This window comes from Mycetocola sp. CAN_C7, from assembly GCF_015752285.1.
GTDB lineage: Bacteria > Actinomycetota > Actinomycetes > Actinomycetales > Microbacteriaceae > Mycetocola_A.
In genome coordinates this window covers 105,934-117,888 of the sequence record NZ_JADOUY010000003.1, presented here as the reverse complement: position 1 = coordinate 117,888, position 11,955 = coordinate 105,934, and the positions used below count along the sequence as shown (strand labels likewise).

Genomic DNA, 11,955 nt, shown 5'->3' with positions numbered 1-11,955 from the left:
TCCCGCGAACTTCCCGCGTTTACAACGTTGAAAGGTTTCCGCAAAATAAATGCAGGCTCAGCGTAATCCGAATAATTTGTTTTGTCTACCGCTAATTTCGCGCGCGGCCCGTGCTGCAGTCTTGTGTCGATGCGGCAGTTGCAACTGCAGCATCGACAAGTACCTGCAGCACGGATGCCGTCGCGACCGCCTGGGACGGATGCTCCGCCGCGAGTCGCAAGGCCGGAGCATTCGTTTGCGAGGGCATCCGTTCCGGACGAAACACCCAGCGCACCGGATGCCCTCGTCCGAAACTGATGACGTCGCGTCGACATCAGCACGCGCGAACGCGAGACCTACAGCGCCGCGATACTCCACGACGCAAAAGTGACCCCACCCGGCTGCAGGACGAGCAGGTCCTCGCCCGAGTTGAAGGCATCCGGTGGGCAGGTCATCGGTTCGACGGCGAGGCCGATGCGGTTCGGCAGCGGTGCGACCTGGTCGGCGGTGTGCACCTGCATCCACTTGCAGGAAGAGTCCCAGCGCATGCGAACACCGGTTCCGGATGCCGCCGTGACCTGCACCTCGGCAGTCCCGTTCGCGTCACGGACCAGGCCAGTGAAGGCGTGGTCGATGAAGGTGTCGCCGAGAACCCGGGGGGTGCGGAAGTCGAAGATTCCGCCTGACTCGGTGGCGACATCCGCTTTCCCGATCGGGATCAGGCGGTCCTCGGTGACGGTGAGCACCTGCTCGGCGGGGAGGAGGAGGGTCCAGTCGTCGACGGTTCCCTCACCGGCGACGAGGTACGGGTGCGGGCCGGTGCCGAACGGTGCTGGGGCGTTGCCGGTGTTGCGGGCGGCGACGGTGGTGTGGAGGCCGTCGGCGTCGAGCAGGAACTCGACGCGCACCTGGATGCGGAACGGGTACCCGGTCTCGGCCTCGACCGTGGTGGCGAGCATGACGCGGTCGGGCGCCTCGTCGAGAGCGATGAAGTCGTGCCAGGCCACGAGCCCGTGCAGCGCGTGGTGGCGCTTCGGCTCGGTGAGCGAGAGCTCGAAGTCGGTGCCATCGAAGCTGTAGAGGCCGTCGACGACGCGGTTCGGCCAAGGCGCGAGAATGGCGCCGCGGAACGCCGGCCGCACCTCATCGGCGTCGTACGGCACGACGAGGTCGCGGCCGTCGTGCTGCAGCGAGCGCAGTGAGGCGCCGACGCTGGCGATGGTGGCGGTGTAGTCGCCGCTGGTGAGCTCGAACTGCGTTCCGGAGAGTGGGGTGGTCATGCGTTCATTCTGCCGGGTGTTGGGGTGTGGTTCGTCCCGCGCCGCCGGTAGGCACCCAAGCGCCCTGAGGCGTGGCTCCGAAATACTCAGGTGAACACCACACCTGCTTCCAGCACCCGGTACAACGCCGATACCCCGTTCGACCGCGCGACTGCCGGGATCAGGCGCGTCGTTGTCTCCACAGCGCTGGGCGATGTCGTGGCGCACGTCGACCCGAATGCTGCGGCACTCTCCGATGCTGCCACCTTGCTTCTCCACGGCGCCGCCGGCTCGTGGACGACCTGGCTTCCCCTCATTCGTGCCTCCCAGAAGGCCGGCAGTCCATTGCAGAATATCGTCGCCCTCGACCTGCCCGGTTGGGGAGAGAGCGGGAGCATTTCGGCTGACGCAACCGTGGAGGACCTTGCGGATGCCGTGGCCCACGTCACCAGAACGCTCGGCTACGCACGGTGGCACATTTTCGGCCATTCGCTGGGCGGACACCTCGGGCTCACGATCGCGGCCAGACACCCGGAGCGCACCACGAGCGTCACCGCGATCTCGGCAACGGGACCAGGCGCGCTGTCGGTGCTGCGGCATCCGATTCGGAACTTCGCCGTTCTGCCCGCGCTGGCCGGGATGCTCGGAGCAATGCGCTTGCTGAGCGCACTGGGCGCGGGAGGCACCGCACTCGTTCGCGCCCTGCACCGCCTGCGCCTGTTGGGGCTGCTCAGCGATCCGCTGTTTGCTCACCGGGGCAGCCTCGACAGCTCAGTGATCGATTCGCTCGCGGCAGAGATCCGCCCGACGTCGTTCGCTCGAGGGGCCGCCGCGGCTGCCCGCTACGACGAAGTCCAGTGGGCGAGCATCCGGTGCCCCGTCGCCCTCGTGCGCGGTGACCACGATGTTTTCGTCAGTTCGGCGGATGACGCATGGTTTCAGTCGGCGATCCCGCACGCCTCGCAGCAAGTGTCACCGAACGCCGGGCATTTCGCGCACATCGAGTCGCTTCAAACGCTGCACTCCGCTCGCGGAGGAACGCACGCGGCCGCCTAGCTCGGTCTCGGGATGCCGTCGGCTCAGACGGCGAGCGCCCCCGCCATCAGCGCGACGGATGCCGCCATGCTCGCGCGTCGCACCCATTGTCTAGTGGTGCCATATATGGCACCACTGAGCATGGCATCCATCGACAAAGAGAGGGAGGAACTCTCAATGAGCGACACAATCGAACGGCCAGCTGTCGAGCACTATCGTTACTCCGTCGAGTGGAGCGCCGAAGACGGAGAGTTCGTCGCAACTGTCGCCGAGTTTCCCTCGCATTCCTGGCTCGCTCCCAGTCAGATGGATGCTCTACGCGGACTTGAAACAGTTGTGACCTCGGTCATCGACGACTTGAGCGAATCCGGCGAGACCATCCCCGAGCCCCTCGCCGACCGCACGTACTCCGGCCGGGTCAACCTCCGAGTGAGCGCGGCCACGCACCGCAAGTGGGCGGCCGAAGCACTGCGACACGGCAAGAGCCTCAACAGCTACGTCACCGAACTGCTCGAACGCTGACGACACCGAGAGCTGCAGTTCCATTCGAGGGATGGCGTCGGTCACTCGCGGACAGCGCCCTCGAGCATCCCCTTGATGAAGTGCCGTTGCAGAAAGATGTACAGAACGACGACGGGAAGAGCGACAAGGATCGCTCCGGCGGCGAGCAAGGCGGTTCCCTGGGTGTATTGGCCCTGGAAGAACGCGAGTCCGAGCGGCGCCGTTCGAACGCTGCCGTTCGGCGACATGACCAGAGGGATCAGGAACTCGTTCCAGGTCCACATGAAAGTGAGCAGAACGAGGGTGAGGATCGCTGGCCGACCGATCGGCACGAGGATGTACCAGAGCACACGCATGCTGCCGGCTCCATCCAACCGCGCAGCTTCGATCATCGCGCGGCTCGATGATCGGAAGTAGGTTCGCATCCAGTAGGTGCCGAATGCGATAGACATCGCGATCTGCGGGAACGCGACACCCCACACCGTGTTCGTCAGACCGATGCTGCGCATGTCGAAGTAGAGCGGCACGATGAATGCCTCGGTGGGGACCATGATGCCGAGGAGGAACAGGTAGAAGAAGAACGTCGATCCTCTGAAATTCATGGTGCCAAGCGCATAGCCGGCGAGAATCGACGCCGACACGGCAATCACCACCACGAGAAGGGCAACCGTGACAGACGTGAGCATGTACTGGCTGAAGCGCCCGACCTCCCACGCCTCGACGAAGTTCTCCCAGTGAAAAGTTCGACCCTCTCGGGCCACCGACGCACTCTGCGGACCGACGGCCAGGGTGAAGATCACACCGACGGGGCCGAGGACGATCAGAGCGAAGACGATCAGGATGACGTAGTTCGCACCCCGTTCGAGCGCCGAAGTCTTCACTTTTTCTCTCCGATTCTGTTGACGACGGCATTGATGCTGAAGACGATGATCGTGAGCACGATTCCGACGGCGGCTGCGGCGCCGACCTCGCCAAGCTCGAACGCACGTCGATAGACCTCATAGCTGGGGACGGTTGTCGATGTTCCCGGGCCGCCGCGCGTCGTGACGTACACGAGGTCGAAGGTCTTCAGGGCGGCGACGATGGTGAGCGTGAGAGCGACGGTGATCTCGCCGCGCACGGACGGAAGCGTGATCGAGAAGAACTCACGCACGGCCCCTGCACCGTCGAGGCGTGCCGCCTCATACAGGTCGCGCGGGACCTTGGCCATGCCAGCCATCAGGAGGACGGTGACCAGGCCGGTTGACACCCATGTTCCGATGAGACCCACCGCCGGCAGGGTCCACGTGTAGTCCCCCAGCCAGGCGGTCGTCAGAGAGTCGAGCCCGACGAGCCGAAGCAGGCCGTTGAGCGGGCCATCCGGTGCATAGATCTGCCGCCAGATGACAGCGACGACGACCATCGCAATCACCTGTGGCAGGAAGATGATGGTGCGGAAGAATCCCATTCCCCGAACATTTGCTCGGGTCAGGATCGCGGCGAGAACCAGGCCGATGATCAGCGGCAGCACAGCGTAGAAGAAGATCAGCACGAGTGCGTGCCAGAACGCTTCGCGCAGTTGCTCGTCCTGAACGATCGCGACGTAGTTATCCAGGCCGACGAAAGTCGACGCCCCAAGCCCGTCCCACTCGAAGAAGGAGAACTGCGCTGCGCGCCCGAGGGGGACGAGCAGGAACAACCCGTACAGCAACAGCGCCGGCGCCAGGTACGCGAATGGCACCCAGGGTCGGGTCAACCGACCGGAGCGCGCGGTGGCGCTCCGGTCGGTCTTCACAGCACTACTCATTCGACTCGACGAAGTCCGCATAATCCGCTTCGAGTGCTTCCGTGAACTCCTCAGGTGTCACGCGACCATCGAGCAAGTCCTGAAGAGACTGCCCGAGGGTTTCGCCGAACGTCGGGGTTGCGTAGTCGAGGTAGGGCAGCAGCGAACCGTTTTCCGTCACTTCGCCGAAGGCCGAGTAGACATCGGCGAGCACACCAGAGGTCGGAGCGAGCTCCGCAGTGCGGTTGACCGGCAGGTTACCGGTCTCAGCGATGATCTCCATGGCACTGTCACTCGTGATGAAGTCGATGTACGCCGCAGCGACATCCGTGTTCTCGGCAGCCGAGGTAATCGTGAACGGCAGACCGGTTCCGCCGGTCGTGGCGAGCGATCCATCGCCGATCGCCGGTACGAAGAAGCCGAGGTCGTCGCCCATCGCATCAGCGAGGTCAGCGGCGAGCCACGATCCACCGATCAGGAAGACACCGTCACCGGCAGCGAGCGACTGCCAGGCCGCGTCGTAGTCGGTGCCGTTTGCACCACTGTTGAAGTAGCCGCTGTCGACCCAGCTCTGCATCGCGCTGGCGGCCTCGACATTTTCCGGGGTGGCCCAGCTGGCGCCGGAGTTACCGAGACCGAGGTTGGTGATTTCTTCTGCGTCGACGTAGCCGGCCTGAAGCGGGCCGAAGACGTGCAGCGCGGGCCACTGCTCGATGTTGCCGAGCAGCATGGGCGTCTCGCCTGCGCTCTTGGCCGTGGCGAGTGCGTCATCGAATTCGGACCAGTCAGCCGGAACATCCAGTCCGAGCTCGCTGAGCTTGCTCTTGGAGTAGAAGACGCCGACGACCTCCCCGACCTGCGGCAGGCCGTAGAGATTGCCGTCGCCGAAGACGGCGGCGTCTTCGCTGTAGGTCGAGTACTGCAGGATCGACTCGGTGTAGCGGTCGGTCCAGCCGTAGGCATCTGCATAGTCGTCGAGTGCTCGGAGCTGGCCGGCTTCGACGAAGGCACCCATGGTGTTGCGGCCGTTGTTCGCCTGAACGACGTCTGGTGCGTCTGTGTCGGTGAGCGCGAGCCGCAGGGTCGTGTTGAGGTCGTCGAAGGCCTGCGACACCCTGTCGATGGTGACGTTCGGGTACTTCTCCTCGAACGCCGCGTTGAGCTGCTCGATCTGCTCGTTCTGTCCGCCCCTGACCTCCTGGTCCCACACGGTCAGGGTGGTCTCGCCGACGCCCGAGATATCGGTGCTGATCGGGCCGTCGGATTCCGGAGCATCGTCGCCCTGACCCGTCCCGGGCGCGCACGCCGCGAGTCCGAGAAGGAGGGCAGCGCTGCCGATCGCCATCGATGCCAGCCTGGTGTTTCTTTTCATCGTGTACCTCTCATTGGTGTCTGATCTGCAGGTGATTCACTGTGGGGCTCGGACGTGGGTAGGTGGTCGGTGAGATAGAAGGTGGCTTCAGCCCGTCGAACCGCGCTGGCGCGTTCGGCCGGCAGGAGGTCCGACAAGAAGCCGTACCGTTTGGCGAGGTCCCTGTCACCATCAAGACGGATGCGATCCCACCAGTCAGCGATGTCGCCCCAGCCTGGTGCGGCGAGGGATCCGCCGAAGTGCTGCACGGCCAGCGCGGAACACAAGGCGGAGAACGACAGTCGTTGTTCGAGGGGCCAGTCACGGAGCGTGCCCAACACGAACGAACCGGCGAACACATCGCCCGCGCCCGTCGCATCCAGCGCAGTGACGGGAACAGAGGGCACGCTGATCTGTTCTCCGGTCTCTGAATCGATGGCGATTGCGCCGTCAGACCCACAGGTCACGACGACGAGAGGCACGCGCTTTGCCAGCGCACGGGCTGCAGCCAGTGGCGTGTCCTGGCGCGTGTACGCCATGGCCTCACGGGAGTTGGGTGTGAACGCGTAGCAGGATTCCAGGGGAGCGAGGTCATTGGGGTCCCAGGCTTCTGCCGAGTCCCATCCGATGTCTGCGAAGATCCGCGTTCCGTTCCTCGCTGCACGCAGCCACCAACTGTCACCGGCGGCATCCGATGACATCGCGCCGAGGTCCGCGAGCGCTGCTCGACTGCGGATGCCACCCTCGAGGAGCGTGTCATCCGAGATCGGGCTGTCGTGGCCATGCGTGACCATGCTGCGGTCGCCGTCTTCGGCCACCGACACCGTGACTGCTGTGTGCCAGTCGGGGAGGAGCCGGGACTGGCTGAGGTCGACGCCCTCGCGTGAGGACAACACGTCCCAGCACCACCGTCCATAGACGTCATCTCCGAAGACCGAGGCCAGAGCAGTGCGCAGTCCGAGACGGCTCGCGGCAACCGCGAGGTTGGCGATTCCGCCGGGGCTCGAGCCCATGCCCGAAGCCCAGACTTCGGTTCCGGCGGACGGTTTACTGTCCAGTCCGGTGAAGATGATGTCGAAGAAGACAGGCCCCGCAAGCACCACATCGAACTCTGCTGGTTCGGTCTCGGCCATTGCGGCTCCTTCCCCGTGGGCTTGTCCACGGTGACATTCGGTTTGATAGAACATACTGCAAAATGATTGCAGTTGCGTAAAACGATGCTCAATCTTGACTGATATGCTCGCTGTCATGCTCACTGCTACCCGCCAGGCCAAGATTCTTGACTCGCTTCGCGTCAATGGCGAAGTGTCCGTCGACGACCTTGCCGGCCTTCTCGGGGTGTCACCGTCGACTATCCGGCGCGACTTGAACACTCTCAGCGCGGAGGGGCTCCTCACCCGGGTGAGAGGCGGAGGAAGCATTGAGATGGACCGCGTCCCGTTCAGCGACGTCGCGCAACAGCAACGGCACGAGAAAACGCTGGTCGCCGAACGTGCGGCCGAACTCGTCAACGATGGTGACGTCATCCTCGTCGACATCGGCACCACGACAGCGTTGTTCGCCCGATTCCTGCGCGGCCGCCGGATCACCGTCATCACCTCGAGCCTCGCGGTGATCGACCAGTTGCGCGACGATGACGCCGTCGAACTCATCGTGCTCGGTGGAGCAGTGCGCAAGAACTACAACTCGATGGTCGGCGCCTTGACCGAGCAAGCGCTCGCGCAGATTCGAGCAACGACGTGTTTTCTCGGAACAAGCGGTATTCGCGCCGACGGCACGATCGCAGACACAACGGGCATGGAAGTACCGGTCAAGCGGGCGATGATCGAATCGTCGTCTCGCGTTGTCGTGCTTGCTGACTCGTCGAAGTTCCCCGGCGTCGGCCTGCTCAACGTGTGCGGGCCAGACAAGATCTGGGGCCTCGTGACCAATGCTGATGCAGATCCCGCCACGCTTGCCGTGTTGCGCAATGAGAAAGTCCAGGTGATGACCGCGTGAAACTCACGATCATTGGAGGCGGCGGATTCCGCGTTCCCCAGGTATTCGAGGCGGTATCCGCCGACAACGCACCGGTTCGCATCGACGAGCTGGCTCTCTTCGATGTGTCCGAGTCCCGGCTCTCCACGATCAAGACGATCATCGACCGGCTCGCCGCAGACACGAAGTTTGCGCCACGCGTCACGGTCACGCAGGATCTTCGGAAAGCCCTTGCCGGAGCCGACTTCGTGTTCAGCGCCGTGCGCATCGGCGGCACAGCGGGCCGGATCATCGACGAACGCACCGCACTCGACCTCGGCGTGCTCGGGCAGGAAACTGTCGGGCCGGGCGGGCTTGCCTATGCTCTCCGCACCATCCCGTTCATGGTGAGCCTCGCTGAGACCATCCGTGACGTCGCTCCTGATGCCTGGGTGATCAACTTCACCAACCCCGCCGGCATGGTGACCGAAGCGATGCGCGCCGTTCTCGGTGATCGCGTTGTCGGCATCTGCGACACCCCGATCGGGCTCATGCGCCGAGCGGTGGCCGCTGTCACCGACAGCACGCAGACCCCTGCCGCCGATCTCCGGTTCGACTACGTCGGCCTCAACCACCTCGGCTGGTTGCGTTCGGTGACCGTCGGTGGCGAAGACCTCATGCCCCGCCTGCTCAGTTCTGACGATGCCCTCGGCGACATCGAAGAGGCCCGCCTGATGGGCTTCGACTGGGTGCGGTCTCTCGGTGCGCTGCCCAACGAGTACCTCTACTACTACTACTTCACGCGTGAGGCGACCGATCGCATCCGCTCTGCTCCGACGACGCGTGGTGAGTTCCTCGATCAGCAGCAGGGCGACTTCTTCGCCAAGCCCGGGAGCGACCCGCTCGCCTCGTGGCTGCGCACCCGGCACGAACGCGAATCCAGCTACATGGCCGAGAGTCGCTCAGAAGAAGAGGAACGCCAGGAGTCGGATGTCGACGGTGGCGGTTATCAGACCGTCGCGCTCGACCTGATGGCTGCGCTGGCAACCGGTCGGTCGTCGACCATGATTCTCAACGTTCGGAACAACGGGCTGGTTCCGGCTCTGCCGGAGGATGCGGTGGTCGAGGTCGGCTGCACCGTCGATGCCGACGGTGTTCACCCGTGGCCGATCGCTCCGGTGAATGGCGAGATGCTCGGCCTGATGACGCAGGTCAAAGCGGCGGAGCGTCTGGTGATTTCTGCTGCGCTCGAGGGCTCGAAGGAGCTCGCGTGGCGCGCGTTCGCGGCACATCCGCTGGTTGACTCGGTCACGGTGGCGCGTTCTCTCGTCGACACGTACAGCCAGAAGTTCGAGTCGATCGGGCGGTTGCTCCGCTAGTCGTACATGGCGTGTGCCGAGGGGGCAGCGGCATCCACCAGTGATCAGACGGCGAGCGCGCCCACCATCAGGGCGACGGATGCCGCCATGCTCGCCGCCTCGAGGCACCCGAGCAGGTCGCGCCGCGGCATCCGATACAGAGTGACCGCACGCCAGGCGGAGTAGCCGACGTAGATCGCGGAACCGCCGAACACCAGCAGTAGAAACAGCCCTCCTCCACCATGATGCACCGGGACGGATGCCACGTGACCGGCCGACATCAGCGCGATGAGTCCGGCCATGACGATGAGCCCGAGGCTGGTGTGGAGACCGGGATGAGGGCGAACCTCGCGGGAGCGATCGTGACGGATCCCGATCACCGGGGACACCACCGCAAGCACGACCAGCCCGACCACCCACAGGATCGGGGCGACCAGGCCGAGGCCCACCGCGACATCCGCCATCGCGACGAGCATCACCACGGCGGCGGACGCCTCGAAGCCGGAACGCACACGACCACGCCGCCGGCCACCCACGGTGCAACACGCACCGAAGGCAGCCGGCAGCAGGGCCGAGAGATGGAGCAGCTCGGTCATGGGAGGGACGCTAGTGTCCGCAGGTGCAGTTGTCGCCGCATCCGCCAGACGCAGATGACGCAGCCGCAGACGCGCCCGGCGAAGCAGAATTAGAAGCCGAAGCAGCAGCCGTCAGCCCCAACTCCTCAGACGCCACCCCATCAGGCGACACGATCCCCGACGAGCAGTGCGCCACCGTAGCGGGCACATTCAACGCCGGGTTCTTGCCGAAGAAGCCATAGGGCTTCAGCGTGAACTTGGCGTAGTCCACCGGCATCACCGGCCAGTCTTCCGGCCGCGGAAAGTGCGTCGGCCCGAAGGTGTGCCACAACACGATGTCTTCCCCATCGACCGAGGCGTCGTCGGCAATATACGCAGAGATCCCATCTCCACCCGGGTTCTGGTGCACGAAGTCACCCGCCGCGTACTTCTCGGCCGGGTCGTACTGCGTCACGAACAGGTGTTTCGTCGCGAACTCGGCCCGCGCCGCGATCGACGACGAGGCATCCGCCAGCAGGGTCGGAGCATCCTGCGGATACAGCGTGTACCCGGTCGGCCGGCCCATCCGGTTGGTCTTCTCCGTGTTGACGACGTTCCAGGAGCGGGCGACGGATGCGTCAGCAGTGCGCCCCGACAGCGCCTCGGTCGAGATCCGGGTCGTCTTCTTGGTGAACGCATTGCCGTGCTCGTTGCCAGGCCCCACCGGAACCCGCCCGACCTCGACCTCGTCGACGGCATTGGAGAGCCCGTCGACCATCATGTCGAGCCGTGCCGAGAACAGGTGCTGGTGGTACGGGCCGCCGAGTCCCGACGCGACCTCGGACGCGTACGGGTAATCGGAGCCGTCTTCAGCCAGCCCCGGGTACGCCGACGTGAACAGGATGCCGGTGAGTTTCGCCTCGCACTCGATCGTGCCGTCGAGGTAGAGGTACCAGTAGAAGCCGTAGTCGTAGTTGCCGACGGTGGTGAAGAACGAGATCACGAGCCGGCGCGAGCGGCGCACCTCGTTGGAGTCGGTGTAGATGTCGGAGTGCTTCCACAGTGTGCCGAAGTCCTCCTCGTGCATGCAGATGCCGTTCTTGATCGTGAACGGGTTGCCGGTCTCATCGGCCATCGTCGCGTCGAAGTACTTGATCTCACCGACACAGTCGCAGCCGAGCGCGAGCGAGTTGGTGAACCGTCCGAACAGGTACTCGCCGGTGTCGAAGTAGTTCTGCCAGAAGCGCACCGGCGACGGGTCGCCGTACGGCACGAGCATCTCGTCGATCGAGGCGCGGTAGATCACGGGGCGGTCTTCGCCGGCATCCGTGAAGGAGAGCTGACGCAACACGAGGCCTTCGCGCACGTCGAAGCCGATCTGGAACTTCCAGTTCGCCCAACTGACGACGTCGCCGTCCACCTCGAAACTCGGCCCCTCCGGCTGGGTAATGACGATCGGCTTGAGCGTCGTGAGCGGTGGCCCCTGCACGGCGGGGTCGTCGAAGTTGCCGCTCTCCGCCGGGATCGGCAGGTCGTCTGCGTCGATCAGCCGCGTGATGGTGCGGGATGCCGTGTCGACATACGCGCTAAGACCGTCGACCGGGTGCGCCCAGACGTGGTCACCGGGGTAGTCCTGACGAAAGGCGAGCACGCGAAGCATCCGTCGCCCTTCTTCTTCAGGAAAGTCGTAGTACCCCGCAGACAGAGGAACGACCTTGACGTCGTCGATGGTGGTGCCGCGGCGTTCGAGCGCGGCGAGCCAGCGCGGGTCTTCGGCGACGATGTCTGCGACGGCGTCGAACTCCTCGACGAGGATCGGCAGCTGCCCGGCGGAGCCGTCGAGCACGGCGGTGGAGACGACATCACCCGAGGAGAGCGACACGATGTTGTCTGTGGAGTGCCCCGTGGCCATGTCGAGCAGCATCACCCGGGCGCGGCGCTCGGGCAGTGCTCCCTCCCCCGCCTGCCAGGCGAGAACCGCGCGCTTGTGAGGTTCGTCGAGTCCGACGTACGCGAAGCGGGTGGTGTCGGTGAACTCGGGTGTTGCGGTGACGATGTCGCGGATGGCCACGAACTCGTCGGCGGTGAGGTCGGCGAGCGGATGCTGCACGCCGCCGGTCTGCGAGGCGGAGGCTGGTGCGGTGTCGACGAGGGTCATGAGGTGGTCTCCTTGCTGGTGGTGCGGGGTGGGTAGTGA

The 11,955-nt window shown here is 64.8% G+C and carries 11 protein-coding genes; 4 read left to right on the top strand and 7 right to left on the bottom strand.

Annotated features, from left to right (window positions below; all coding sequences use genetic code 11):
- Positions 1-335: 335 nt before the first annotated feature.
- Positions 336-1,259: an aldose 1-epimerase family protein gene (locus IWX78_RS07230; RefSeq protein WP_196832859.1), complete on the bottom strand. Its 924-nt coding sequence runs from the start codon at positions 1,257-1,259 to the stop codon at positions 336-338.
- Positions 1,260-1,349: 90 nt separating this feature from the next.
- Here IWX78_RS07230 and IWX78_RS07225 point away from each other — a divergent pair, with 90 nt between their 5' ends.
- Positions 1,350-2,294, top strand: coding sequence for an alpha/beta fold hydrolase (locus IWX78_RS07225; RefSeq protein WP_196832858.1), 945 nt, complete (start codon positions 1,350-1,352; stop codon positions 2,292-2,294).
- 156 nt (positions 2,295-2,450) lie between these two features.
- Entirely contained in the window at positions 2,451-2,795 is a 345-nt protein-coding gene (locus IWX78_RS07220; protein WP_196832857.1) for a type II toxin-antitoxin system HicB family antitoxin, read from the top strand.
- A 41-nt stretch (positions 2,796-2,836) separates the two neighbouring features.
- Here the strand turns inward: IWX78_RS07220 and IWX78_RS07215 are convergent, their stop codons facing one another.
- From IWX78_RS07215 to IWX78_RS07200, 4 genes are read right to left on the bottom strand one after another with little or no spacing between them, the layout of a single operon-like run.
- Positions 2,837-3,655, bottom strand: a complete 819-nt coding sequence (locus IWX78_RS07215; protein ID WP_196832856.1) for a carbohydrate ABC transporter permease — start codon at positions 3,653-3,655, stop codon at positions 2,837-2,839.
- Complete coding sequence (locus IWX78_RS07210) at positions 3,652-4,560, bottom strand: carbohydrate ABC transporter permease (protein WP_196832855.1); 909 nt, start codon at positions 4,558-4,560, stop codon at positions 3,652-3,654. The genes IWX78_RS07215 and IWX78_RS07210 overlap by 4 nt, the downstream gene beginning before the upstream one ends.
- The gene (locus IWX78_RS07205; protein ID WP_196832854.1) at positions 4,553-5,911 is read right to left on the bottom strand and encodes an ABC transporter substrate-binding protein; all 1,359 of its coding nucleotides are present in this window, start codon (positions 5,909-5,911) and stop codon (positions 4,553-4,555) included. Before IWX78_RS07205 ends, IWX78_RS07210 begins: the two co-directional genes overlap by 8 nt.
- On the bottom strand, positions 5,908-7,023 hold the full coding sequence (locus IWX78_RS07200) for a carbohydrate kinase family protein (protein WP_334684616.1): 1,116 nt from the start codon (positions 7,021-7,023) through the stop codon (positions 5,908-5,910). Before IWX78_RS07200 ends, IWX78_RS07205 begins: the two co-directional genes overlap by 4 nt.
- 115 nt (positions 7,024-7,138) lie before the next feature.
- Here IWX78_RS07200 and IWX78_RS07195 point away from each other — a divergent pair, with 115 nt between their 5' ends.
- Together IWX78_RS07195 and IWX78_RS07190 are read left to right on the top strand one after the other, a co-directional pair.
- Positions 7,139-7,888, top strand: coding sequence for a DeoR/GlpR family DNA-binding transcription regulator (locus IWX78_RS07195; RefSeq protein WP_196832852.1), 750 nt, complete (start codon positions 7,139-7,141; stop codon positions 7,886-7,888).
- Positions 7,885-9,225 carry a 6-phospho-beta-glucosidase gene (locus IWX78_RS07190; protein ID WP_196832851.1) on the top strand — a complete coding sequence of 447 codons (1,341 nt, stop codon included), beginning with the start codon at positions 7,885-7,887 and terminating at the stop codon, positions 9,223-9,225. Before IWX78_RS07195 ends, IWX78_RS07190 begins: the two co-directional genes overlap by 4 nt.
- Positions 9,226-9,269: 44 nt before the next feature.
- Here IWX78_RS07190 and IWX78_RS07185 read toward each other — a convergent pair whose 3' ends face one another.
- Positions 9,270-9,800, bottom strand: a complete 531-nt coding sequence (locus IWX78_RS07185) for a hypothetical protein (protein ID WP_196832850.1) — start codon at positions 9,798-9,800, stop codon at positions 9,270-9,272.
- 10 nt (positions 9,801-9,810) lie between these two features.
- Positions 9,811-11,916, bottom strand: coding sequence for a primary-amine oxidase (locus IWX78_RS07180; protein WP_196832849.1), 2,106 nt, complete (start codon positions 11,914-11,916; stop codon positions 9,811-9,813).
- Positions 11,917-11,955: the final 39 nt, after the last annotated feature.